A 23,675-nucleotide genomic window follows, 5' to 3' on the forward strand; every position below is an offset into this window, starting at 1 on the left:
ACATAAAAATAGTTTCATTTTATTTTTGTAAAAAGAACTCCTCCCAAATTAGTTAATTAAACTAATGGAAGGAGGAGTATATAGCGTAATAATCGTCTAAACTACTTATAATAATATCTTGTGCCTGAATAAGGACTATAGCTAGCCGAATGTATCATTACAGGCCCTTGTCCCCATTTAGATGTAATTGTTGTAGTGCTATAATTGGTAACAATACCTGAATGAATATAGTAATCAACATGAGCTGCATTTATCCATAATACTTTTTGGTTATTAGCAGTTGGAGAAGTACCAACTTGAGAATAGCTGCCATCAGTAACATATGCATAAGGACTATTCATCCAATAACCGTCGGTCAGTGTCTGATTTTGTGAAAACCATGCATATGAATGACAGTTATACATATTAGTAGCTCCATAACCTTCTTTAAATGTAGCATTAGGATATGAAGTTTTAAATGATTCGGTAAGAGAAATAGTTGCTTCCATACCAAAATAGTCATTTACTATAACAGATACGCTAGTTCCTTTGGGTGTTTTTACTGTAGTAATATACGCATTAGGAGTTATGATTGATGTTTTGCTATCTTCTGTATTTTTTTGTATTGAATAATCTCCTAATAATATTTTATTTTTATCTTCCAATAAAGTTTCATAAAATGGGCTTTCCAAACCTTTATAAATTTTAGAGTTATTTCTAGTTTTATATTTTTCTAAGGCTTCGGTATTTAATACATTAAGATTATCATCAGATAAATTATTTTGTATCTCATCTTGCGCTAATAGAACTTCTAACATTACTATTGATAACATTTCTTTTGCAGCAGCTCTTACTTTATCACTGAGATCACTTGAATTTTGAATCTCTTCTATAAGCATTTCTATTTTTGCTTCATCCATTTCAATATATCTTGATTCAGGAATAAAAGATTCTAATTTAATTTCGGTATTTTGATATAAATCAAGTAATATAGTTGATGAATCATTTCTGCTTAATAATTCATTTAGTCCATTAAACTGCTCTCTGATAGAATCAAATCCTTGCTGATATGTATTATAAGCAAATAAATTACACAATAGTGGATAATTTAATACAATATTAACTAATTCCTCTGTGGATATTTTTTTCAAGATTTCACTTGGTATTGTGCAAGCTGAAAACATTTCTTCACTTGTTTTTAAAAATTTCCAATAATTTGAGTCGGTAGTTATTGGAAAATTATAAGTATTAGTTGATTCATCAATCCAATCTTTAACGGTGAAGTTAGATATCTCTACTTGTCCCTGTGCCAATGGATATGTTACATTAACTAAACTGAATACGGTCATTATAACAGATGTGATAATTACTAAAAGTTTTTTAGATGCTTTTCCTTTCATGTTTATCTCCTTGATTAACTATTGCGTTAGTCATTGGTTACATGTAATATTTTAACATTATTTTATCTTTTGTCAATGGTATTTTACATAATTTAACTAAATAACCTATTTGATTTTTTGTATTTGATTCTATTGAAGACTAAAATATCTGTACTGCTGATAATAAGGTCGATAAAGCAGTAATAACGGAGGATTCCTCTATGCTAATGTAAGCTGGGGCAAATGTGACGAATTATCGTAATGGTTGAAAAACCAGTAAGACATCTTGTGCATATGCAAACCAGATTTCGGTACTGGTCTACTACATTTTCAACTGTTTTCACCGTCTATTTAACAAGATCCATGAGGAACCCCCAAATTGATATAACGGTCCGGTTGAAGTTAGTGATGATGGCAGACAAAATGCTGTACTCAGCAAGAAATATACATATAAACTTTGTAGTAGTTACCCTTACAAGGAAGCATCTATCGAAACATTGAATAATATCAGGCTACTTCCTTGACAACGTGGAAATGATAATTGAGGATATTGAAGGATTTTCTACCCTTTTAAGAAGTGGATTCAATCGTTATCAACAAAATAAGCTGTATAGAAAATCGGTGAATATAATAATTTTATAAATCACCATCTAGAAATCAGGTTATAGAATATAGCTTGTTCTTTATAATAATGCAACGCACTGTATAGGTCTAGTAGTAATAATAAAGACCCCAAAATTAAGCACCATATTTTGGGGTCTTTATTGTAGTACAGTTCTAGTGTTTGATTTATATAACGCTCTTCTGTAACTCCAAAAGAGTAATTGTTTAATTGCTAATTTTTTACTAAAATTTACAGAGGGAGAGATGAATTACTTACCTGCTTCTTTACCAGCTCTGCCAAATACCTTAATCAGCTCGTTAACGACAAAAGGTATAAGTGCAAATACAATTACAATTCCCCAATCCATCAGGCTTAAGTTGTGTACGCCGAAAGCCTTTGCAAGAAAAGGGATTGAAATTACAAGCTCCTGTAAGAGAAGACCTACAACAATAGCACCGAGTAAGAACTTGTTGCTGAAGAAACCAATCTGGAAAATAGTTTTCTCAGGATTTCTCATGGACAAAGAGTAGAACAGCTGAGAAGCTGCCAGTACGACAAAGGCCATGGTTCTTGCATAGATTAAAGCAGTATTATAATCAGCAGATTCCGTAATATCTTTAGCAAGACCGCTAAAAATATTATATCCATGCTCATACATACCGTAATAAAAGGCAGCCAGGGTTAGAAGACCGATTAAAAGACCACCGATAACAGCTCGTGTGCCGGAGCCTTCTGCAAAGAAGCTCTGTTTCGGGTTTCGGGGTTTACGTTTCATAACATCCTTGTCCCCAGGGTCCACACCAAGGGCGATGGCTGGAAGGGAGTCAGTAATAAGATTAATCCATAACAGCTGAGTGGCTGCCAGGGGCACCGGCCAGAAGAACAGGATGGAAAAAAGGATGGCAACTACCTCACCTAAATTACAGGATAAGAGGAAGATAACAGACTTCTTAATGTTATTATAGATGTTTCTTCCTTCTTCTATGGCATTTACGATAGTGGTAAAGTTATCATCTGTAAGAATCATATCACTGGCACCCTTTGCTACGTCTGTTCCGGTAATACCCATAGCTACACCGATATCGGCATATTTAAGGGAAGGAGCATCGTTTACACCGTCACCGGTCATGGATACGATATTTCCGTGGGACTTAAAGGCTCTTACGATCTTAACCTTATGTTCGGGGGAAACCCTGGCAAATACCCTGTAATCATTGATCTTACCTGAAAATTCTTCATCAGACATTTCATCGATTTCAGCGCCGGTCAAGCTCTGATCGATGGAATCTGCTATACCAAGTTCTTTTGCTATGGCAACTGCTGTATTCTTATGGTCACCGGTTATCATAATCGGTGTTATTCCGGCTGCTTTTGCTTCTTTGATGGAATCTTTTACTTCCAGTCTGGGAGGATCGATCATGCCCACAATACCTACTATTGTCAGCTCTTTTTCCATCTCCTCCGCATTGATGGCAGAAGCTGTGTCTTTAAAAGCAACACCTAATACACGAAGTGCAGCATCAGACATTTCCTCTGCTGCTTTTAACAGATTCTTCTTAATATCCTCAGTAATTGGAACAATCTGGCCGTTTACAAGAGCAGTTGTTGAAAGTCTTAACAGATTGTCGATAGCACCTTTGGTATGAACACGGAACTTGCCGTTTTCTTCATTCAGGGTTGACATAAGCTTTCTGTCAGAGTCAAAGGGCTTTTCACCTACACGTTTATGAGCATTGTTCAGAGTGTTCTTAGGCAGACCAAAACGTTCACCCATAACAACAAGTGCAACTTCCGTCGGATCACCGGTTCCAGTGCCGTTCTCATAAGTGGCGTCAGAGCATAATACAAAAGAGCGAACCAGCTCTTTCTCATCCGCTTCCGGGATTAGAGTTCCCATATCCACGGGAAGGTCTTTTTGATTACTTAAGGTGTGGGTTTTAACAACGGTCATTTTATTCTGGGTTAATGTACCGGTCTTATCAGAACAGATAATATTAACAGAACCTAAGGTCTCAACTGCCGGAAGTTTCTTTACAATGGCATTGATCTTTGACATCCTGGTTACACCAAGAGCCAAAACGATTGCAACGATGGCAGCAAGGCCTTCCGGAATAGCAGCAACTGCAAGACTAATGGCGGTCAGGAACATCTCAAATAAATCACGTTTCTGGAACAGTGCAATAGCAAATATCAAAACACAGATACCAATTGCAATATATCCCAAGGTTTTACCAAGTTCGTCCAAACGTTTCTGTAAAGGCGTAAGTTCATCGTTATCTTCATCAAGAATCTTGGCAATCTTACCGATTTCTGTTTCCATGGCGGTTTCTACTACGACACCTTCACCTCGGCCATAGGTAACCAGCGTTGACATAAAGGCCATATTGGTTTTGTCACCGATAGGAGTTTTGGGGTCAGGAAGAAGGGCAGAGAAATCTTTTGTAACCGGTACGGATTCGCCGGTAAGAGCGGACTCTTCAATCTGAAGGTTGGCACTTTCAATGAGCCTTATATCGGCAGGAATGAATCTTCCGGCATCCAGAATAATAATATCACCGGGGACAACGTCTTCTGAGTTTATTTCTTTCACTTCACCATCGCGGCGAACAAGGGATCTGGGAGTAGTCATTTTCTGCAGGGCTTCCACTGCCTTCTCGGCCTTTGACTCCTGAACAACACCGATAACGGCATTTAAGATAACTACCAGTAAGATAATAATAGCATCCGCATATTCCCTGATGAATACAGTGATTACTGCAGCACCTAAAAGTACGTAAATAAGCATATCCTGTAACTGGGCCAGAAATTTGGCTAACAGGCTCTTACCCGGTTTGCCTTTTAACTTATTAGGCCCGTATTTATCCAGCCTGCTGCCGGCTTCCGCGGAACTGAGTCCTTGGGATGGGTTTACATTAAGCTCTTTTAGAGCTTCCTCTGCGGGTTTAGAAAACCACATAAAAACACCTCTCTTTTTTCTATCCATCAGGTTTATTCAGGCGGAGGACATAACCCTGCGGATGTTAAAATGGTTTAAATCTAGTTTTTTCTAATATCATTAAGAATATTCTTCGAAGAATAATTGTACTATGAAATGGAAAAACAGTACAGTTAAAATTTGATTAGATTAGTAATAATTAGAAAAACTGGAAAATAAGTACGGTCAATAATTTTCATAAGCTACTCATATACAAAAAGTCAAAAATCTTATTGGCATTGATTTTCAGGAAAAATCATAAGTTAGCCACGAACCAGTCTCCACGGAAAATCCACAATAGTAAGATAGAATAAGACAGACTTGCTCTGGATAGAGATTATGGAGTATACTGCATAGAGAAATGTTAATACAGCGCACTGGCGAATCACACTTCCGAGTTATTTACAGGAGGATGCACAGCGAACATTTGAGAAAAGGAGTATTCTTGTGGAAGAGAGCAGAAAGAAGATATTAGTGGTTGAAGATGAAGCTAAAATCATGGAATTTATAGAACCCTACCTTTTAACCAGTGGCTACGAGGTAATAAAAGCCTGTTCAGGGAAAGAAGCAGAGGAGAAGCTTGAAGACGCGAAACCGGACATGCTGTTACTTGATTTGATGCTTCCGGATAAAAGCGGTGAGTCAATCCTTAAGGAGCTAAGAAAGACTTCTTCTATTCCTGTAATTATATTAACGGCCAGGAGCAGTGAGGAGAATGTGATTCACGGACTGGAGATCGGCGCAGATGACTATATCACAAAACCCTTCAGCCCAAGGCAGATGGTTGCCAGGGTAAATGCCCTGTTTCGCAGAAGTATAAAGGAGGAGGAAGAAGTCCTGGTCTTTCGTAAGGGCAGGCTGGTAATCAATCAGAAGGATTACAGAGTACAAAAGGACGGAGAAGATGTGGTATTAACGCCCAGCGAATTCAAGCTTCTTACAACCCTTGCCAAACGACCAACCAAGGTATTTACCAGAGAGGAGTTAATACTGATAGCCTTTGACGGAGATTATGCGGGGTTTGACCGAACCATTGATTCACACATAAAAAACCTGAGATCCAAGATTGAGCTTAATCCCAAGGAACCGGATTATATTCTGACGATAAGAGGTGTTGGCTACCGATTTGGAGGTGACTGAAGTTGAAATATTCTCTGAAACAGAGATTGACCGTGTCCTATATTATTATTGTAATTGCGAGTATCGGCTTCGCCATCCTGTTTGCAAATGTAGGTATAAAAAATCAGTTCAAGCGTTATGCCATCCAGAAACAGGAGAAAGAGACTGCTGAAATCGTTAACCTGATTCAGTTGAAATACGAGGAGGAGGGTGGATTTAGCAGCCACTATCTGGATCTCATTGGAATGAACGCCTTGCAGAATGGTATGACCGTAGTTATAAAAGACACCGGTAATAAAACCGTATGGTCTGCCTATGAGCACAATAACGGACTCTGTCAGGCAATGATACAGAACATGACCGTAAATATGTCCAGCTATTCCAATAAATGGGACGGGAAATATGAAGAGCGTACCTATACATTAAAGCTTAAAAACAGTGAGATTGGAGTACTTACTACAGGCTTCATGGGGCCATACTATTTTAATGATGAAGAGCTGATTTTTATAAAGGCACTGAATTCTATCCTGCTATTTACAGGAGCAGCTTCACTGCTGCTTGCCTTTGCCCTTGGAATAATTATGTCCGCCAGATTAAGCAGTCCACTTACCAAAATATCGGAAAAAGCACTGGCTCTTGCGAAAGGGGAATATAGAGGAAGGATTACGGAGGAGGTAAATACCAGAGAAATCAAGATATTGGCCGATACCATGAACCAATTATCAGAAGCCCTGTCAGATAAGGACAGGCTTCGAAAACAGTTAACCCAGGATGTGGCCCATGAGCTGCGCACTCCCCTGACTTCCGTGCAGGGACATATGGAGGCCATGCTGGACGGTGTATGGGAGCTCAGTACAGAAAGACTTGAGAGCTGCTATGAAGAAATTCTAAGGATAAAGAAATTAATCGGCAGTATAGAAGATCTGTCTGTGATAGAAGACAAGAATATTATTCTGCATCTGGAAAAATTTGAATTTCAGAAGCTGGCAGGCAGAATGATTCATAACTATGAGAATGATATTGTCGAGAAGAATATGACCATACGATTGAATGTACCTATGTCTTCTGAAGGTGTAAAAGAGGACCTGCTATATGCAGATAAGGATAAAATCTGTCAGGTGCTAAATAATCTCCTCTCCAATGCCGTAAAGTATTCCGACAGAGGAGCAGAGATTAATATAACCTTTGTGAAAGAAGAAAAACAGGCAGTCATACGGGTGACGGATACCGGAATGGGAATAGCAGAAGCTGATCTGCCCCATATCTTTGAGCGGTTCTACCGTGCGGATAAATCCAGAAACAGAAATACCGGTGGTGCAGGAATAGGCCTTGCCATCACAGAAGCAATTATTAAAGCCCATGGAGGCAGCATAACAGTAAAGAGTAAATACGGTGAAGGAACGGAATTTACGATTACACTGCCTCAGGTTTAGAACTGTCTGTTTTCCGTATCAGAGGGATAGTGTATCTCAAGACCCGGCTGGTGTTTTTTATCCATCTGATGTCTGGCTTTTCTGTTTGCTACAGAATCAAATACAATGGAAAAGTCATAATCCGGCGGATACATTTCAGAAGCAGGGGTGATGAGCTTGATCCTTTTGTGATTGATGAATTCCTTTTTTTTCTGCAGCTGGACCCCAATAAACCCTTTGTCATCAGAGGGCTTAAATACGATTCCTATTTTCTTTTGAGGATATACCATTACACTGTCTCCCAACGTGAATTTAGAAGAAGCGGGAGATATCTTAACGGCAGTCTCTTTGGGCAGACCCTGTACCTTTGGAAGTGGTGCATATGCAGTATTACCAGAGGAAGCAGCAGTTTTTGCCAGCGTGTCCGGTACTTTATCCGTCCTGTCTGCTTCACCTGCTGCAGTATTTATAAAGTCAGCGTCGTATTCCATATGCTTGGAGGATTGGACCTTGTCGTAAGCAGAGGTGGCATATGCCTCCTGGTAGGCTCTTGTCAGCATTTTTTCCGGTAGTCCCAGTCGTCTTGCAATATATAGAGCACAGCTTTCTCCGGCCTCTCCGATTTCCAGTCGATATAAGGGTTTTAGACTTTCCTTGTCAAAGGCCATTCTGGCATTTATCAGGCCTTTGGTTCTTGCTGCATACTCTTTTACCTCTGGATAATGGGTAGTAGCAACAAAGATACAGTTTTTCTCGCGCAGTTCCTCAAGAATTGCAATCGCAATACCCATACCTTCTGCGGGGTCTGTTCCGGAACCCAGTTCATCCAGAAGCACCAGACTTTCATTGTCTGACTGGCGAAGGATCTGAATGATATTCGTTATATGAGAAGAGAAAGTGGAGAGGTTCTCTGTAATACTCTGTCCATCTCCGATATCGCAGAAAATTCCGTTATTCATGCATAATTCTGCTTCCTCGCAGGGTACGTGAAGTCCGCTCTGTGCCATTAGAGATAAAAGTCCTACGGTTTTTAAGGAAACGGTCTTGCCGCCTGTATTAGGTCCAGTTATTACAATACCTTGAATATCGTTTCCTATTGAGAAATTTAATGGTACACATTCCTTCGGATTGAGTAAGGGGTGTCTGCCGTTCACTATGGAGATTCTTCTCTCGTGGTTCATAAGTGCAGGTACGCCTTTCATATCCATACTTAACTTTGCTTTGGCAAACAGAATGTCTAAAGTCTCCATTGCCTGCATATTTAGATTTATTTCAGAGGCGGCATCGGCTACCATGCCGGTTAGTTCATATAGAATACGTCTTATTTCATTATCCTCCAAAATTTTCTTTAAGGATAATTCCTCTTCCAGTTTGAGAACTGTATTCGGCACAATAAAGCAGGTAGAGCCGGTGGAGGATACATCCAGGGTGGAGCCTCCGATCTGATTCTTATATTCCTTTTTAACAGGAAGTACATAATGTCCGTTTCGGTTGGAAATATAATTTTCGGAGAACCAGTCTTTTTTGCTTCGAAGCAGATTTTCCAGCTTTGTTCTGATTTCTGTCTGTATCTGTTCCATCTTACGCCTGATTCCCTTTAGTTCCTTGGAGGCTTCATCTTCTACTCTGTTACCTCTTAAGCAGCGGCTTATTTCCTCTGTGAGTGGAGAAAGATCGGCAAAGGAGTTGCCGTAATAGGCAATATCTGTCTGCAGGAACTCAGCCTTTAACAGATAGGACTTCACTCGTTTGGTTGCTGTCAGAAACTGTGCGATAAATAGTAACTGTTCCGGCAGCAGCATACTGCCAAGAGCAGCCAGTTCCAGTAGCTGTGGAATATCCTTCATGGAGGGAAGGGGAGGTGTTCCAAGAGCCGTAAGTATGCCTTTGGCCTCGGTGGTTTCTTTGATCCTGGTATTTACCTCTGAGAGTGAGAGGTAAGGGGTGAGAGCCAACAGCTTTTGTTTTCCAATATCGGAAACGGCTCTTTCGCTGAGCATAATTTTTATTGTATCAAATTCCAAAGTATGAGAAGTCTTTTCAAACATGTATATAATCCTTTCTGAGTACAGGGCTTCTTGTTCTGATTGACAAGTATACAATTAAACTAATTACCCATAGGAGTAATCACATCTGCGGTTGAAGACAGATACTGTGATTGGTCTTTTATCTGGAGGTAAAAATTATATTATATTTGTCAGCAGTTGTCATAATGCTATAAGAAATAGAGCCCTTTTCTATCATTGCATAAAAATACCCACAGGAATCCTGTAAATTGAATTCATAGTCTTTCATCATAAATACGGAATAAAACACAGTATTTAAGATTTCAGAGTCTGAAATTCAACTCACAGCAACAGAAAAACTCCCTGTGGGTACAAAAAAAGCATAGCAACAAACTGCTACGCCAGCCTTTATATAGTATGGATATGTTACTTTTATAAAAGTCCTGATCAGGGCTCTATAAAAGGCGGAATTGTTCCGCAACATATCAAACCTGGAAACCGGTTATGGTTCCTGTTTTATATAATGATGGCAGATGAGTATATTCTGTAATGAGGGTAAGCATAGAAAAAACATGTAACACAAATAAACCGAGCCCTTTGGTGTATTTAAGGGAAGCTCTGGCTTCATGATTAATCCTTGCTCTACCATATTCAATTACGTGCTAGTTGGCACGAACCTCACTTACAAATAATACCGACATCAAAACCATCCTTTCATTTCTTGTTTTTATGGTGACATAATATCACGTTATCCGAAAATTGTAAAGAGAAAGAAAAAAATATTTTAGGACATAGCAAATTTCTTTATTATTGTGGATTTCTATAGCTGACTATTATATAACGTAAAATAAGAGGGTAACCAGAGACTGCTAGTAGCTCATAACAAATAATCCGAAAGAGCTTATGTCTAATTTTACGATTATATTTGTAGTGTAAATAGCAAAGAAATGTCACCAACTCAGGTGGACTTCATAAGATAATATATATCTTATAAAGGAGTTTACCAGATGGATAACTACAGACGTCCGATGTACCCTCATGGTGGCAGGAACATGGGCTACAATCAGAACCAGCAATGTGGCTGTGGGGTTACACCAGTTTTGGAAGCTGTAAAAGGCGGTTGTGACAATATAGGCAGCGTTGATAAATGTCTTGACAAATTGCCTTTGGCAATGTCCTATGTTCCTATGCAGAAGTGGAGAAATATCTACGATACAGGAATGGCCTTACAGGTTGGTACAATTTTTCAGGAATTGGATCTGCCTTTTCTTGCAGCAGGTAATAGATGCGGAGGAAGAGGTGGCAGACCATGACGAGTAAAAGCAGAGATCAATTGATGTGCATTATTACAGAAGCCAGCTTTGCACTTGATGATGCCAGGCTGTTTCTGGATACTCACCCTTATGATAAAGAAGCTTTAGAGTATTTTCAAATGTATAGGCAGATTAGAACAGAAGCCATGGAGGAATACAGAGACTGTTATGGTCCATTATCAGCCTATGATGTAGCGCCCTCCAATATGTGGACTTGGATTAATGATCCATGGCCATGGGAAGGAGAGTGCTGATTATGTGGACTTATGAAAAGAGACTTCAATATCCTGTAAATATTAAAACTCCTAATGCTGCAACTGCTAAATTCATAATAACGCAATTTGGCGGACTGTATTGTTATAGGGTATAATATAAAATTATACCCTATCTATAGTAGAAATAAACTTTAACTTTAGACTCTCTCTTATTATAAGTTATGCGCTCTATCACAGAAGAGAGTGCTTTATTCTTGGCTATCTTATCTATGGAATCATCATTTAATATTTTATAAAGCTCTTTAACACGAGAGAGCATTTCAGGCTTATGATCGTGCTTAACATCAACTTTTAGATCAGATATTTGCTTTTCGATAAATCTTCGTTCGGAAGAAATTAATTCTTTATTCATTTTATATTCTTCTATAGTATCTATACCATTAATGTAGGCGGCTTTTATACGTTCCGCCTTGACTTCCAGTTTAGATAATTGTTGTTCTAACAAAGATACATCAATCTGTCTATCTTCAGTCTTAACCGTATAATCAACCACTCCTGAATTAATTACATTTTGCAGATACTCCATTATCGCAGGAACCAATATATTACTTGAAACAGAATTGGACTCACATTTCCCCTTGGCATAGCTACTGCATTGAAAATTAAAAATATTAGGATTCTTGGAAGAAGCAGCAACTAAAGCTCTATTACAGTATGCACACTTAATAATTCCAGTAAGCCAGTGCTTATACTCTGTTACAGGACGAGATTTCAAAGGCTTGGCTACTCTTTTGATGCGCTCCTGAGCGGCATTGAAAACATCATCGGATATAATTGGTTCGTGTGTACCTTTGGAAATTATCCAGTCCTCTCTGGACTTGATAGTGTGAGAAGAGTGATGCTGCCGATTCCAACGGACATAACCAATATACATAGGATTCTGTAATATATATTCTATAGTACGTCTTTGAAAGGGCTTACCAAATCTGGTTTTAACTCCAAGTTCATTAAATTGCCTTGCTATTTGAAACATTGCTAATTCTTCATTTACGTATTTATTAAATATAGTTTTAACTAGTTCTGCTTCCTCAGGAACAACCACGGGAGGATTCCCAGGAGTTGTGGAAGCGTACCCTAACGGGGGGACAGACATATAACCACCACGCAAAGCTTTTTCGCTCATACCTCTCATAACTTCTCCCGATAATCGTATGGAATAATATTCATCCATCCACTCGATTATTCTTTCTATAAGAGTACCAAAAGGGCCATCTATAAGGGGCTCAGAGATACTTATTACATCAATATTATTTCTTTTGAGTAAGGATTTATAAAGAATACTTTCCTCTTGATTTCGTGCAAACCTGGAGTATTTCCATACCAGTATTACATTAAAAGGATGATCCTTTGATTTTGCCAGACCTATCATGCGCTGAAACTTAGGGCGCTTATCAGCTTTTTTTCCTGAGATTCCACCTTCTATAAAGACATATTCCTCAGAGACTAACATATTATTCTTTTCTGCATAATCAAGAAGAAGTCTTTTTTGAGCATCAGGGGATAGCTCCTCTTGTTTATCTGTACTTACACGTATATATAAAGCTGCTGTTAACATCTATAACCTCCTATTTGCATGACCTGGGTGAAATTCGGTTCTGTTACAACATACAATTGATATTTAATACTTTTAGCAGAGCAAGTTATGCTCTGCTCAATCGAACGTATTTATTCGTTTTGTGAACGTAGAGAAAAATGAGTCATTGTTACTATAACCTTACGCCCCATTGTTCTGTACCATCTTTATTTACTAATACTACTTCTTTATCTGAAATCCATTTTAACTCACCAAAATGTTTAGTATAGTCAAATTCATTTGGTTTCTCTGTTTTTATTAGTGATTTCTCAATTTCTTCACCTATTCGAGTTTTGATTAATATGAATATTTTGAAAGAAGTCACATTATGTTCGCAAATAACTTGTGCAATATAGTCTTTCCTTGGACTCTTTAATGGTTTTTTCCACATCCAGATATTTTCATAGTCACAGTCTTTTACTTTTTTGTAAGCATCATCAAAAGGTGTTCTATCCCAACCCGTTGTTTCTAAAACCTTATCTATCCCATTCATTAATAACTCTAAGGTTTGTTTTTTCTTGTTATAATCATCTAATTTTAAAAAACTATCTATATCTAATTTTATATCAACTTCATAAACGCCCCCTACACTAACAGGAATCATCCTTGATATATATTCAACGCAGTTAGGCATGATTTTCCAACAATCTTCAGTTTTATATTTCTCAAAAAATCTTGTATATAAGGAGGCCACACACCTTATTTCGTCACGAAATCTCATTCTCTTCAATTTCCATGTTTTTTCATAATCATATCGTGTGGCTTCGAAATACTCGAAATTCAATTCGTCCATAATGTTTTGTATAGCTTTCTCATCAGAAACATATGGAATATCGAGGTCAAACTCTCGTAGAATAGGCATTGTAAACCTCCCTTATTACTTATTTAATAACAGAATATTATTATTGTTCTATTTTATCAACTACTACACTTGGTATTGTAATAGTTCCACCCATAGTTGATTGATATGAAAATAATCCATAGGATACTCCATATATTGTGATATAGTCATCCTCAAGTATACGAATAGATACAATCGACGGATCATACTCAACATAAAGTACATCATCATATTCGGAATTCACAGCTAATCTCATTTGATTATAGCCGTCCCCCTCCATTACTTGAAGTACCTCGCCTGAGAATTTGACCTTTTTATTTGTATACTTATCAGGTGTCCTAGCAAGCTGACTATATGTTATACCGGTATCATAACCTGCTTTTTCTTCCTTTTCTTTTGCTGCGGCCTCTTCTTTCTCTTTTGCCGCCTTTTCTTCAGCCTCTTTTTTCTCAATAGCTTCAAGTGCTTTTTTATCTTTTTCTGCTTTTAAATTCGCTTCATTTGTTTGTGCCTCTATCTCCGCAGCAGATAAATCTTTATATGGCTCAATTATCTTCTCAAGTTCAGCTACCTTAGTTTTTAATTCCTCTGTTTCGGACTTCGAATTTTCCAAATTGGTTTTCAAAGTCTCATTTTCTGCTTTTACAGAGTCTAGTTCATTTGATACCTCCATATAATCATTTGATGATACCCCACATGCAGACAATAAAATAACAGTTGTTAACATAGTAAAAAGTAAACATAACTTTTTCATTAATAATTCCTCCTCTATATGTAATAACATGCCATATTATACCACATGAATACAAAATATACCATAATATCAATTCGTTAATAAATGATAAAAAGTGAAAAATGTGTAACGATATAATTGGTGATGAATACTGAAGACAGTACTGTAGAGTCGAAGATTTTTACTATAAAGGGAATTTTTTCAAAAACTCTTGATAAAAACAAACGTATGTTCTATAATGTGTCTAGCGGCTGGAAATGATTTGCGGGGTAGTACATATGGAAGAGACTAAATATTTGATTCAGGAAATGCTTACGGAAATGGATGAAACAGACGAAAACTTTATTAAAACAATACAAGCTATGATTAGACATTACCTGGAAAAGAAAAGAAGGCATTAGCCTTCTTTTTCAGATTGTAGACAAATTAGAAGTAATGCATATTGAACTACTATATGTATTACTATTTATTAGACCGGTAGTTTAATATAATTTGAATATATTTTATCGAGTAGCTTTAAGCTGCTGATTATTTATATAATGGGTATTAATGAGTATCTATTAATTTGATTAATTATGGTATATAATAACAATAATGAGAAGCTCGTAAAATGGTAGGTTAATACAATGGAAGTTAATGTTATAGCTCAGCTAACATAAATAATCTATTATATTTGGATTTGGATAAATAATTGGAGGAATATGATGAATAACCCATTTACTATTGATAATAACAATAAAAATAAATTTACATATAAAGAATATATAAGCAAGATCTTATCGGCCAATGATTCATTATTTCTTTTTGACTATAAAAACAAATTTGTTCCAGACAAACTTTATAAATACGCTATACTACCATCCGTACCCAAGGATAGAAAGAAGTATCTAACATCATTAAAAGAAGAAAAGATTTGGTTTTCTAGAAAGGACATATTAAATGATCCTTTTGAGTTGCAATACAGTTACATAGATTTTTATAGTAATGAGGGCAAAGAATTTTTTGCAAATTCAGTTAATAATACTGGGATATTTTGTTTGTCAAAAAATCCATTAAATAAACTAATGTGGTCACATTATGCTCAAGCACATAAAGGATATTGTATAGAATATAATGTAGTTAATAAGGACTTGATTTTTCCTGTTGAATACCGTCGAACGCGTCCGAATTTTAGTGAATTATATAACAATTTTATGTCGGTTAAGGACATATTGGCGGAGAGGCTTCTAAATTCTGGTTATGAAGAAAATTATCCTTTAGAGAAAGCTGTATTTGCGTTAGCAGCAATGAATAATTATAAAGACGCTTGTTGGGACTATGAGAAAGAATTTAGGATAACATCCATCAAATCTGATCAAAAAGAAGGATTCCTTGAAATGCCGACTAATCTAATTATGACTAAAATAATATGTGGAATAAATTGTTCCGGTCCGGATAAGGCGGATTTGCAGTCTGTCTGTGATCACGTAAATAAAAAGCGACTAAAAGAAGTTGTTAATAATAACAAAGATATTCCTGCCAAATGGTTAAGTGAACGGTTTTATAAACGTAATGAGGATGTGAAATTATATAAAGTTTATTATGATGACAAGTTAAAATTACATAAAAAGCATGTATAATAAGCGATGCAAATTGCCCCTTATGTTTAATAAAACTATTGGAATATAAAAGAATTGAAGAGATAAATATGAAGTTGTAAGGAAGATTAATATATGTATAATGTGAGGTGAACGCATGTGCTTGCCGTAAAATTGGAACAACTATGGTAGACTTGGACCTGAAAGATATATTGAAGTGTATATCTGGAGTAATGATACAATAGATAAATATCGTTTACTAAAAGCCAAATATATAATTGACAAATTCCAATTATAGGGAGGGAATGAACTGTCCATTATATTTACAATGATTAGTTTAAATTAAAGTTAAAAATCAGCTTATTATAATACGAAAATGATAAATTGCATTAAATAATATTAATTTATAAAAGCACGAGTATTTTTTCGTGCTTTTTTATACATATTCAATTATTGTATAATGGCAAACCGAGAAGCTGGTTAGTCAAAAAGGTAAGCGCACCATAACAGAGTGCCTTTAATTCTTTTTATCATCCATGAGATAATTAACATGGCTAAGGAAGACAGTAAACCCTCTAACCTGAGTAAATAACATCTATATCAGGTTAGAGGTTAAAATGAGCTATATAAGTTAAGTATTAAATTTTATAATGAGTGTATTGATTAATTAAAATTATTACTTAGTGACTTCAAAATGTACTTCAGATGTCGGGAATGTAATTCTTCCCATATATGCAAGTTTTATAGTCCCATTGTCTGCATCAGTTGTGATATATTTGCATTTTCCATGTACTTCGTATTGATGAGCTCTTTGATACCAACTTAAATTATACAGTCCGGGCGCAGAGAAGCCACATTGCCATGATTCGCCTTTGGTAATTTTCGTTGTATCAGTATACTTGTAGCCGCCTTTTACTTCAGCTTCTACTACCTTAACATTAAACTTGGCGGATCCGCTAACTGAAAATTCATGTGATGATGTGGCTTCTTTTGATACAGAAAGCGTATAAGTTGGTGATGCTCCCTTAACATAGGAAACGCTAGTACCATATATGTATTTATGTTTATATATTATAGATTTATTATAGAGAGCTGCACCTGAAACGTATTGAGTTTCTATTAGGAAAAATGGGGTTACATAATTAGGTTGAGAATCTACAGATGTTCCATCAGGTAAAAGTCCATTATGAGAAATACTGTCTGGAACCCTTACTTCCGCTTTAACAGCAAGAGGGGTAAACATTGTTGAGAGTGCAAGCAAAAGTGACAACGCAATAATTTTAATTTTCATATTCTTAATTCCTTTCTTTTTCTAGAAATTTTAAGAGTTCATTTGAAAAACTTATTACTTCTTCTCCTGCAACATTATTTTCTGCATTATTGGAAAAAGCAATGATAGTTATACTGATTCCATTATTAGTAAAAGAATTACATGCTAATTGAACATTAGGATAATTTTTATCATAACTTTCAGAAAATTTGCCATTAATTCCATTAAAATAATCTGGTAAATAGTCAATACTAGAGTTCCACTCAACAGAGTTTTCTTGACTACTAATGCTTAAATTTAATAATATTACAGTATTTTTTGATTTACATTTATAAACAAACATTTTTTGTCTGTTTAATAAATCATCTTCTTTAGCTTGTAAAGGTAATGCCAACATATGGTTATAGTTAGATAATATTTCATTATATCCTTTAATTTCAAATTTGTTAATTAAACTGTCAATTATGCTATAATAGCTATTTGTATCCGCAGTTAGTACTTTAGAACTTGCATCCTTGTTGTAAATAATGGACTTAAAATTAAAAAATAATGAAATGATAGATATAAGTAATAAAAAGGTAATGATATAATTCTTTTTCATAATAAGCCTTTCAAACTTTTAATTTAACAAATTAATGCATTAATTTATCGTAGTTTACCATAAATTAACAAATGTGTCAATCTAAAATGTAAAATATAGGGATTTTGGTAATGAATACAGAAACCAGTAAAAAAGATGCCATAAAATTAATTTATTTTTAGATAAAAGATAACATAAATATCATTATTAATAGAGATACTTGTGCTACTGAGGAAAGTATGATCAACATTATTCATTTAAAAGTAATGAAACATTTATTTTACAAGGAGAAATTATATGTTTAACGAATCATTTGTTCAGGAGTCATTAGAAAATTACTTTACAAATAAGGGCTATGAGTGTAAGCATGAACAACGTGGAATTGATTTAATAGTTACTAAGGATGGAGTAATAACTTGGATTATAGAAGCCAAGGGAGAAACTGCTGATACAAGAACAGATTTTTGCACTTGTGTTGGTCAGCTTCTGGGAAGGATAAATGAGCCTAATAAAAATTATGGATTAGCAATACCAAAAACGGAAAAACACATATATCAAGCAAAGCAATTATCAAAATTTGTACGTGGGCAATTAAATATATTTATTTTTTTGATTGATGAAAGTGGGAGCGTTGAGATAATTGAACCAAAAGATAATATCGAATGCACTATAGTCAAGTAAGTAGACACGATTATTAGAAAAAAATTTCTGGAACTAGTTATTAATCTTGATTCCAGAAGAGTTCCTCCTTCTCATTGGGAGTTAGCATTCCAAGAGAACTGTTGGCTTGAAAACCTAAATGTGTTAAGTAATTCGGATCTTGGAAAAGCTGTAACTTATGCATAGAATCAAAAGAAGTATATGGAGAATTACCTTCTTGACGGAAGATGTTCTCTTTCCAACTATACAGCTGAGAACGCAATCCGCCCGATTACAGTTGGTCGTAAAAACTGGTTATTTGTAGATACTCCTAAGGGAGCTACTGCATCAGCTGCAGTATATAGTATTATCGAGACAACAAAAGCGAATGGTCTTAACGTATATACCTATCTGGAATATCTACTTTTGTATATGCCAGACACGGACTGGAGGAATTACCCGGAAGGACTGAATAATTGAATGCCCAGGTATAAAGCCGTACAAGCAGAATGTGGAAAACACTAAAGAAGTGACATTAAAACCGATGTTATTCTTTTACATAAGGCACTCTCTTATTGACCACTTGCTTTTTTCATGCTTTTATTTTACATAAATATTCAATTATTATATAATGGCAAACCGACAAGTTGGTTAGTCAAGTCTGAAAAGAAGGCGTTAGCCTTCTTTTCTCAGTTCCTCTATAAATAAATCAGTACTATTTCTTATAACCTCTTTAGATTTATCATCTAATTTTTTGTATGTACGCAACATAGATTTTATGAACTTATATACAGAATCATCAACATCAACCAATAGATCGGTTAATATTTCGCCAAACTCTTCCTCTTCTGATACTAGATTAAAAATCTCTCCTTTTCCATTTCGGAGCCATTCTTCATTAACGTTGAATTCACGACAGATATCTTTAATTATTCTTTCTGTAGCATTACGTTGTTTTCTTTCTATTAAAGATATTGCGGAACGTTCAAGAGATAATTTGCTTCCAAAGCTTGCTTGGCTAAGATTAATATTTTCGTGTTCTCTAATTATCTTTATTCTATCTCGAATTTCTAAACCGTCATTTGATATGTCCAACTATATCACCCCCTCGCAAAAATAACATAACACAAAGTCGAGACATTGTAAACAAAATATTAAAAATTATATTGACAACCGAGACTTAGTGAACTATAATCGAGACATAGCAAACAATAAAACCATAAGAAAGGAGAAAATATATGAGTAAAAAAGCTCAAGATAATTTTAGAGAGATGGAAAATGAACAACAGGAAGACATCAGTGAGATGGCTCAAAAATGGGAAACCCTTGCAAAGCTTAATATGAACAGTCTTTACCTGGTTAATGCGCAGATGGATATACTTATCGCAAGGGAAATGATAGAAGCAAAGCAAACCGCCTAGTTAATAGGCTAGGCGGTAAAGAAAGGAGTAGTTACTTATGCGGGTCCGATTAGAATCGAATCACCGTTTTGACCATCAACCTTTGGAAAAGCAACAAAATCAGCAGCGATTTCATAACGGAGAGCTTTGTGGTACAGCGCAGCTTCAGCTTCATGCAAGTTCGAAAGTTGCTCTTGAGAAATCTCAAACTCGTACTCAAAGTCTTTTGGCTCCCAGAGATAACTTTTTAGAGCCTGCAAGGTGAGTATATCATAAATTACATTTTATAACAATAATTTGCCTAGTACTATACAGGAAACAAGTACAAACCGTTATACATACAATTAATCAGGAGGTGATTGTGTGGCTAAAAAACTAACAGTAGAAGGATACATAATCATTGATGGAGAGGAAAGACCATGGGAGTCATTTTCTCCAGAGGAACAAAAAGAAATAGGGCAGGTTCTAAATGACAGAGGATTAAGAGCAGCAGGGTACGTTCCTGTAAATGAACTGAATGACAAAACCGCTTAGGCGGTATATGGAGGGACAAGCTCAATGACAACACAAGAAATAATGCAGCGTTGTGAGATATTTCTGCCAGGTGACAAAGTCTTAATTAAAGACATAGTAAAAGATGAAAGCGGTCATCGCCCTGTAGAAACAAAAGTGGAAGGAACCGTCCTGCAAAGATATCCTCATACAATTCTGGTAAATAAACAAGGAGTTAGAGAAAGCTTTACATACTCAGATATAGCAATAAACAGCAGATTAGAAAAAATTAAAAATTCCAGGAGGAAAAATAATGAAAAGCACAGGAATAGTAAGAAAAATTGATGATCTCGGAAGGTTGACGCTTCCTAAAGAAACAAGGGACATGCTAGGTTTTGGAGAAAGAGAGCCGATTGAGATTTTCTTAGAAGAGGACAAGATATGTCTTATGAAATACGTTCCAGATAAAGGGTGCAAACAGTGCGGTTCCACAGAGGACGTCATAATAGTGGAAGGAAGCCGTATATGCTTACACTGCTTAGAGAAGTTCAATACAGCAATCAGGAATGCAAGGTAAATAAACCATAAAAAGTAAGAAAGAAAAAGGAATGGTAAAGAGAAGTGTTGATATAACTGTACATACAACAGACATTACAAAGTTAGAAATTGCTTTAAATGAAGCAGAAAGAATTTTAGAAACACACCCCAATGCCAGAATCGACATTGAGGTGGCGGAAAACTAAGACTGCTTAGTAACCTCGATAATCCCGATCATATCCTCTGAAATAGTGTAACTGGAATCAGAAGAATTAAGATGGAGACTACAGTTGGTCGGATAGCGATGTCTTAAAAGAGCATCACCTGACACGGATTCTTCTATTCCAAGATGAATGTAATCCACACTTGTTATATCTTCAAAAGTACTAGAGCTACCCTTAGGGTGACAAATAGTAAATGTATACATAGATTTCTCCCTTCTTATGTACTCGGCTTGGAAGAGCCTGTAAGGAGATTGTACCACGATATAACAAAATATTCCATAGGAGGACGAACCAAATATGAAGTTAAAGAAACTTGCATTGAAAGAACCGGTATTGGAAAATGCATTAGAAAATTTGGAAGAAGCCACAAAAGCATTAAAGGAAGATTACACACAAGAAAACTCCAGAAAACAGGGAGAAGCTCATTACACAGTATTTGGATTTATATGGGGATATTTCAGAGCTGGAGGAATTACAGAAAATAAATGAGAAGAACTTATTGCAGAGCTATTCACGATACAGGGCATAACACCATGGTAACATTGGAATTAAACCGGACAACGGATACATACCATGACGGAACTAAGATAACAGCCCCTTTCTGGGTAGTTAAATGTTTAAATCCAGAATGCAAGCACGAAGGCTGGTCCGTTACATACAAAGAAACCTGTTCAAAATGTGGACAACCTGCTGTAAGCACACCGGCAAATGTGGATAAAAAATCACCGGCTTAGTTACGAGCTAAGTCGGTGACCTGTAGAATGTTTGAAAAATTATTTGTACTTAAAAATCATAGCATATTTACAGGATTTTGTCAAAAAAATTCAAAAGGGTAAAGCCCTTTTCCGACCTTGTAATGAGTATTAACATCTCTGGTATTAAGGGGTAAATATGATAAGACATAGTAACTATGAACATGAAGAGGTATATAACCAGTTAGCATATACCTTAATAGCTAAGAAAGAACATAAGAAGGAATTAGAAAAAGAGGATCTGGATTATAAGTACATCGGTAAAGAATCGCTGGAAGAAGAACTCCAAAGAATCCTCAATGATAGAAAATATTATGGCTATGTAATAAAAACTATTAAATCAGGAGATCTGGTAGAAAGTGAAATATATCCCTGGTACGGAAGTAAAAAAGATATTCCAAGAAATAAGGATAGAAAGAACCAGAGAGAGACTCAGAACAATCTTAATCATAAAAACAATCAGAAAAAGGTTATCCGCTTAATGAGCTGCAACTTCACCAAAGAGGACTATATCGTTACCCTTACCTGGCAAGATAAATATTATCCCACCTTAGAAAGAGCAAAGAAAGATTTTGATAACTGGCTCGCCAAGGTAAAAAGATGGAGAGATAAGAGAGGATTACCACCACCAAAATATATATACGCACTTGAATACCTCGAAGAGGGTGAAACCACTAAAAAAGTCAGAATGAATATTCATGTCATCATAAGCGGTACCGGAAGGAATGATAAATCCGAGCAATTAGAGTACAGGGATATGCTAGAAACAAAGTGGACAAGAGGCTCACGCTGTGAAACCAGAAAAGTTGTTCCAGATGACTATGGTCTTACCGGATTTGCCAAGTATATAACCAAGGGCTGCCAAGATGAAAGAAAACATGCTAGGAAGTGGAACGGATCACAGAACCTTACCAAGCCCACCATAACCAAGAATCACACGAAAATAACGAGAAAAAAAGCTGAAAATATGTTCAGGGATAACAATTTCTTGAGAGAAGTCCTAGAGACCACCTATAAGAATAAATATAAGTTCCTGGACTGTGAAGCAAATGTAAACGAGTATGTATCCGGTATTTATTTCTATGCCAGGATGCGCAAGAGGGATTGAGGATGGAAGTAAACATATACATTAACACTTTCCATAAAGGAAGGCAGCACCAAGGTACAGGAACCTATGCTGCTACTTTAGAATACATAACTCAGGCAGATGAACCGGCAACCTTACAGCTTTACAAAGGTGTCGAAGGGACTACAAAGAATAGAACCGCACTTATTGCTTGCCTGGATGCCTTTTCGCGCCTTAAAACCTCATGTCTTATAAATCTCTACATAGATAACAACTATGTAACGGAAACGGTTAACCAAGAGTGGTATAAAGCCTGGGACATGGAAAACTGGACAAGTAAGAAAGGAAAGGTAAAAAACGCTGACCTATGGAAAGAGTTCTTTATAAACCTCCATAAGCACAAAGTAAGCATCACTTTCCAGAAAGACACACCCTATTCGTCATATATGCAAACAATGATTAAAATAGTTGAAATCGAATACAAGGAGGATATACATGTTTGATACATTCGGAGAATTTGACACAGTAGAAGAATTAAACCAGGCAGCAGCCGGACTTCTGGCGGAAGGGGACAATGATAATATTCTTCTCCTGGCCAAAGAAAACGGAATTGAAGAAGAATATGCACAAGCATATATAGCTGGAGATATCACGTTCTTAGCGGATTTAATGTGTGCAGCGATCGGAAAGCTTACGATTGAAAAAGCTAATATTAAATCTCAGATGCCAGTTAGACCGATTGTAGACTATCTGTGCACTTTATGTGTTGATGATGCCTTTGCAGGCATTGTAAGAAGTAAAGGAAAGAAATTGGAGAACTGCATCAAGGAAGTTGAAAAGAAATGTGAAGAGGAATGCAAAAGAACCAAAGACTTATATATTGCAGATGCCACCGTGTTTAAATGGGCAAAAGCCTATTATACAGAATAA

27 protein-coding genes and 2 pseudogenes are annotated in these 23,675 nt (G+C 36.2%); 20 read left to right on the forward strand and 9 right to left on the reverse strand.

All coding sequences use genetic code 11. From position 1 onward, the window contains the following. Positions 1-101: 101 nt before the first annotated feature. Positions 102-1,379 (reverse strand): hypothetical protein, encoded by a 1,278-nt coding sequence (locus R2R35_RS13925; protein ID WP_317730429.1) that lies wholly within the window; start codon positions 1,377-1,379, stop codon positions 102-104. Between the two features lie 851 nt (positions 1,380-2,230). Beyond that, entirely contained in the window at positions 2,231-4,918 is a 2,688-nt protein-coding gene (locus tag R2R35_RS13930) for a cation-translocating P-type ATPase (protein ID WP_317730430.1), read from the reverse strand. 465 nt (positions 4,919-5,383) lie between these two features. On the opposite strand from R2R35_RS13930, the gene R2R35_RS13935 reads away from it, so the two are divergent. Then, complete coding sequence (locus tag R2R35_RS13935; RefSeq protein WP_317730431.1) at positions 5,384-6,076, forward strand: response regulator transcription factor; 693 nt, start codon at positions 5,384-5,386, stop codon at positions 6,074-6,076. 2 nt (positions 6,077-6,078) lie between these two features. Further along, on the forward strand, positions 6,079-7,488 hold the full coding sequence (locus R2R35_RS13940) for a sensor histidine kinase (RefSeq protein ID WP_317730432.1): 1,410 nt from the start codon (positions 6,079-6,081) through the stop codon (positions 7,486-7,488). Here R2R35_RS13940 and R2R35_RS13945 read toward each other — a convergent pair. Continuing rightward, positions 7,485-9,515 carry an endonuclease MutS2 gene (locus R2R35_RS13945; protein WP_317730433.1) on the reverse strand — a complete coding sequence of 677 codons (2,031 nt, stop codon included), beginning with the start codon at positions 9,513-9,515 and terminating at the stop codon, positions 7,485-7,487. The genes R2R35_RS13940 and R2R35_RS13945 overlap by 4 nt on opposite strands. Positions 9,516-10,480: 965 nt before the next feature. On the opposite strand from R2R35_RS13945, the gene R2R35_RS13950 reads away from it, so the two are divergent. The 3 genes and pseudogenes from R2R35_RS13950 to R2R35_RS24575 form a co-directional block, all read left to right on the forward strand. Then, on the forward strand, positions 10,481-10,786 hold the full coding sequence (locus R2R35_RS13950) for a spore coat associated protein CotJA (RefSeq protein WP_317730434.1): 306 nt from the start codon (positions 10,481-10,483) through the stop codon (positions 10,784-10,786). Beyond that, complete coding sequence (locus R2R35_RS13955; RefSeq protein WP_317730435.1) at positions 10,783-11,040, forward strand: spore coat protein CotJB; 258 nt, start codon at positions 10,783-10,785, stop codon at positions 11,038-11,040. Before R2R35_RS13950 ends, R2R35_RS13955 begins: the two co-directional genes overlap by 4 nt. Positions 11,041-11,042: 2 nt before the next feature. Beyond that, positions 11,043-11,135, forward strand: a pseudogene (locus R2R35_RS24575) (manganese catalase family protein); the annotation flags it as partial. Between the two features lie 35 nt (positions 11,136-11,170). Here the strand turns inward: R2R35_RS24575 and R2R35_RS13960 are convergent. The 3 genes from R2R35_RS13960 to R2R35_RS13970 form a co-directional block, all read right to left on the reverse strand. Further along, positions 11,171-12,616: a recombinase family protein gene (locus tag R2R35_RS13960; RefSeq protein WP_317730436.1), complete on the reverse strand. Its 1,446-nt coding sequence runs from the start codon at positions 12,614-12,616 to the stop codon at positions 11,171-11,173. A 151-nt stretch (positions 12,617-12,767) separates the two neighbouring features. After that, positions 12,768-13,496 carry a hypothetical protein gene (locus R2R35_RS13965; RefSeq protein ID WP_317730437.1) on the reverse strand — a complete coding sequence of 243 codons (729 nt, stop codon included), beginning with the start codon at positions 13,494-13,496 and terminating at the stop codon, positions 12,768-12,770. Between the two features lie 40 nt (positions 13,497-13,536). Next, complete coding sequence (locus R2R35_RS13970; RefSeq protein WP_317730438.1) at positions 13,537-14,229, reverse strand: toxin regulator; 693 nt, start codon at positions 14,227-14,229, stop codon at positions 13,537-13,539. 257 nt (positions 14,230-14,486) lie between these two features. On the opposite strand from R2R35_RS13970, the gene R2R35_RS13975 reads away from it, so the two are divergent. Then, positions 14,487-14,609: a hypothetical protein gene (locus tag R2R35_RS13975; protein ID WP_317730439.1), complete on the forward strand. Its 123-nt coding sequence runs from the start codon at positions 14,487-14,489 to the stop codon at positions 14,607-14,609. Positions 14,610-14,912: 303 nt separating this feature from the next. Then, positions 14,913-15,827: a DUF2971 domain-containing protein gene (locus R2R35_RS13980; protein ID WP_317730440.1), complete on the forward strand. Its 915-nt coding sequence runs from the start codon at positions 14,913-14,915 to the stop codon at positions 15,825-15,827. A 634-nt stretch (positions 15,828-16,461) separates the two neighbouring features. On the opposite strand, the gene R2R35_RS13985 is transcribed toward R2R35_RS13980, so the two are convergent. Both R2R35_RS13985 and R2R35_RS13990 read right to left on the reverse strand, forming a co-directional pair. Then, the gene (locus tag R2R35_RS13985) at positions 16,462-17,076 is read right to left on the reverse strand and encodes a hypothetical protein (RefSeq protein ID WP_317730441.1); all 615 of its coding nucleotides are present in this window, start codon (positions 17,074-17,076) and stop codon (positions 16,462-16,464) included. 4 nt (positions 17,077-17,080) lie between these two features. Then, positions 17,081-17,656 (reverse strand): hypothetical protein, encoded by a 576-nt coding sequence (locus R2R35_RS13990; protein ID WP_317730443.1) that lies wholly within the window; start codon positions 17,654-17,656, stop codon positions 17,081-17,083. Positions 17,657-17,932: 276 nt separating this feature from the next. On the opposite strand from R2R35_RS13990, the gene R2R35_RS13995 reads away from it, so the two are divergent. Next, positions 17,933-18,316 carry a hypothetical protein gene (locus R2R35_RS13995; RefSeq protein ID WP_317730445.1) on the forward strand — a complete coding sequence of 128 codons (384 nt, stop codon included), beginning with the start codon at positions 17,933-17,935 and terminating at the stop codon, positions 18,314-18,316. A 102-nt stretch (positions 18,317-18,418) separates the two neighbouring features. Then, positions 18,419-18,754, forward strand: a pseudogene (locus R2R35_RS14000) (IS66 family transposase); the annotation flags it as partial. A 195-nt stretch (positions 18,755-18,949) separates the two neighbouring features. Here R2R35_RS14000 and R2R35_RS14005 read toward each other — a convergent pair. Beyond that, a complete protein-coding gene (locus R2R35_RS14005; protein ID WP_317730446.1) occupies positions 18,950-19,369 on the reverse strand; it encodes a helix-turn-helix domain-containing protein in 420 nt (139 codons plus the stop codon). A gap of 143 nt (positions 19,370-19,512) precedes the next feature. Here R2R35_RS14005 and R2R35_RS14010 point away from each other — a divergent pair, with 143 nt between their 5' ends. The 11 genes from R2R35_RS14010 (at position 19,513) to R2R35_RS14060 (ending at position 23,675) form a co-directional block, all read left to right on the forward strand. Then, positions 19,513-19,695, forward strand: coding sequence for a hypothetical protein (locus R2R35_RS14010; RefSeq protein ID WP_317730447.1), 183 nt, complete (start codon positions 19,513-19,515; stop codon positions 19,693-19,695). A 37-nt stretch (positions 19,696-19,732) separates the two neighbouring features. After that, positions 19,733-19,939, forward strand: a complete 207-nt coding sequence (locus R2R35_RS14015) for a hypothetical protein (RefSeq protein WP_317730448.1) — start codon at positions 19,733-19,735, stop codon at positions 19,937-19,939. Between the two features lie 98 nt (positions 19,940-20,037). Beyond that, positions 20,038-20,208 carry a hypothetical protein gene (locus R2R35_RS14020; protein WP_317730449.1) on the forward strand — a complete coding sequence of 57 codons (171 nt, stop codon included), beginning with the start codon at positions 20,038-20,040 and terminating at the stop codon, positions 20,206-20,208. 24 nt (positions 20,209-20,232) lie between these two features. Further along, complete coding sequence (locus R2R35_RS14025) at positions 20,233-20,511, forward strand: hypothetical protein (protein WP_317730450.1); 279 nt, start codon at positions 20,233-20,235, stop codon at positions 20,509-20,511. Continuing rightward, entirely contained in the window at positions 20,480-20,743 is a 264-nt protein-coding gene (locus tag R2R35_RS14030; RefSeq protein WP_317730451.1) for an AbrB/MazE/SpoVT family DNA-binding domain-containing protein, read from the forward strand. Before R2R35_RS14025 ends, R2R35_RS14030 begins: the two co-directional genes overlap by 32 nt. A 31-nt stretch (positions 20,744-20,774) precedes the next feature. Beyond that, positions 20,775-20,909: a hypothetical protein gene (locus R2R35_RS14035; RefSeq protein WP_317730452.1), complete on the forward strand. Its 135-nt coding sequence runs from the start codon at positions 20,775-20,777 to the stop codon at positions 20,907-20,909. 315 nt (positions 20,910-21,224) lie between these two features. After that, positions 21,225-21,416, forward strand: coding sequence for a hypothetical protein (locus R2R35_RS14040; RefSeq protein ID WP_317730454.1), 192 nt, complete (start codon positions 21,225-21,227; stop codon positions 21,414-21,416). Continuing rightward, complete coding sequence (locus R2R35_RS14045; RefSeq protein ID WP_317730455.1) at positions 21,413-21,661, forward strand: hypothetical protein; 249 nt, start codon at positions 21,413-21,415, stop codon at positions 21,659-21,661. Before R2R35_RS14040 ends, R2R35_RS14045 begins: the two co-directional genes overlap by 4 nt. A gap of 157 nt (positions 21,662-21,818) precedes the next feature. Continuing rightward, entirely contained in the window at positions 21,819-22,787 is a 969-nt protein-coding gene (locus R2R35_RS14050) for a hypothetical protein (protein WP_317730456.1), read from the forward strand. 2 nt (positions 22,788-22,789) lie between these two features. Next, positions 22,790-23,248 carry an RNase H family protein gene (locus R2R35_RS14055; RefSeq protein ID WP_317730457.1) on the forward strand — a complete coding sequence of 153 codons (459 nt, stop codon included), beginning with the start codon at positions 22,790-22,792 and terminating at the stop codon, positions 23,246-23,248. Beyond that, complete coding sequence (locus R2R35_RS14060) at positions 23,241-23,675, forward strand: Cas9 inhibitor AcrIIA9 family protein (protein ID WP_317730458.1); 435 nt, start codon at positions 23,241-23,243, stop codon at positions 23,673-23,675. Before R2R35_RS14055 ends, R2R35_RS14060 begins: the two co-directional genes overlap by 8 nt.

Origin of the sequence: Anaerocolumna sp. AGMB13020, from assembly GCF_033100115.1 — a bacterium.
Classification (GTDB): Bacteria; Bacillota; Clostridia; order Lachnospirales; family Lachnospiraceae; genus Anaerocolumna.

What these genes read in the sequence shown, in the direction of transcription:
- R2R35_RS13925 (WP_317730429.1), bottom strand. Translation starts at nt 1,379, where the DNA reads ATGAAAGGAAAAGCATCTAAAAAACTTTTAGTAATTATCACATCTGTT.
- R2R35_RS13930 (WP_317730430.1), bottom strand. Translation starts at nt 4,918, where the DNA reads ATGTGGTTTTCTAAACCCGCAGAGGAAGCTCTAAAAGAGCTTAATGTA.
- R2R35_RS13945 (WP_317730433.1), bottom strand. Translation starts at nt 9,515, where the DNA reads ATGTTTGAAAAGACTTCTCATACTTTGGAATTTGATACAATAAAAATT.
- R2R35_RS13950 (WP_317730434.1), top strand. Translation starts at nt 10,481, where the DNA reads ATGGATAACTACAGACGTCCGATGTACCCTCATGGTGGCAGGAACATG.
- R2R35_RS13955 (WP_317730435.1), top strand. Translation starts at nt 10,783, where the DNA reads ATGACGAGTAAAAGCAGAGATCAATTGATGTGCATTATTACAGAAGCC.
- R2R35_RS13960 (WP_317730436.1), bottom strand. Translation starts at nt 12,616, where the DNA reads ATGTTAACAGCAGCTTTATATATACGTGTAAGTACAGATAAACAAGAG.
- R2R35_RS13965 (WP_317730437.1), bottom strand. Translation starts at nt 13,496, where the DNA reads ATGCCTATTCTACGAGAGTTTGACCTCGATATTCCATATGTTTCTGAT.
- R2R35_RS13970 (WP_317730438.1), bottom strand. Translation starts at nt 14,229, where the DNA reads ATGAAAAAGTTATGTTTACTTTTTACTATGTTAACAACTGTTATTTTA.
- R2R35_RS13975 (WP_317730439.1), top strand. Translation starts at nt 14,487, where the DNA reads ATGGAAGAGACTAAATATTTGATTCAGGAAATGCTTACGGAAATGGAT.
- R2R35_RS13980 (WP_317730440.1), top strand. Translation starts at nt 14,913, where the DNA reads ATGAATAACCCATTTACTATTGATAATAACAATAAAAATAAATTTACA.
- R2R35_RS13985 (WP_317730441.1), bottom strand. Translation starts at nt 17,076, where the DNA reads ATGAAAATTAAAATTATTGCGTTGTCACTTTTGCTTGCACTCTCAACA.
- R2R35_RS13990 (WP_317730443.1), bottom strand. Translation starts at nt 17,656, where the DNA reads ATGAAAAAGAATTATATCATTACCTTTTTATTACTTATATCTATCATT.
- R2R35_RS13995 (WP_317730445.1), top strand. Translation starts at nt 17,933, where the DNA reads ATGTTTAACGAATCATTTGTTCAGGAGTCATTAGAAAATTACTTTACA.
- R2R35_RS14010 (WP_317730447.1), top strand. Translation starts at nt 19,513, where the DNA reads ATGAGTAAAAAAGCTCAAGATAATTTTAGAGAGATGGAAAATGAACAA.
- R2R35_RS14015 (WP_317730448.1), top strand. Translation starts at nt 19,733, where the DNA reads ATGCGGGTCCGATTAGAATCGAATCACCGTTTTGACCATCAACCTTTG.
- R2R35_RS14025 (WP_317730450.1), top strand. Translation starts at nt 20,233, where the DNA reads ATGACAACACAAGAAATAATGCAGCGTTGTGAGATATTTCTGCCAGGT.
- R2R35_RS14030 (WP_317730451.1), top strand. Translation starts at nt 20,480, where the DNA reads ATGAAAAGCACAGGAATAGTAAGAAAAATTGATGATCTCGGAAGGTTG.
- R2R35_RS14035 (WP_317730452.1), top strand. Translation starts at nt 20,775, where the DNA reads ATGGTAAAGAGAAGTGTTGATATAACTGTACATACAACAGACATTACA.
- R2R35_RS14040 (WP_317730454.1), top strand. Translation starts at nt 21,225, where the DNA reads ATGAAGTTAAAGAAACTTGCATTGAAAGAACCGGTATTGGAAAATGCA.
- R2R35_RS14045 (WP_317730455.1), top strand. Translation starts at nt 21,413, where the DNA reads ATGAGAAGAACTTATTGCAGAGCTATTCACGATACAGGGCATAACACC.
- R2R35_RS14050 (WP_317730456.1), top strand. Translation starts at nt 21,819, where the DNA reads ATGATAAGACATAGTAACTATGAACATGAAGAGGTATATAACCAGTTA.
- R2R35_RS14055 (WP_317730457.1), top strand. Translation starts at nt 22,790, where the DNA reads ATGGAAGTAAACATATACATTAACACTTTCCATAAAGGAAGGCAGCAC.
- R2R35_RS14060 (WP_317730458.1), top strand. Translation starts at nt 23,241, where the DNA reads ATGTTTGATACATTCGGAGAATTTGACACAGTAGAAGAATTAAACCAG.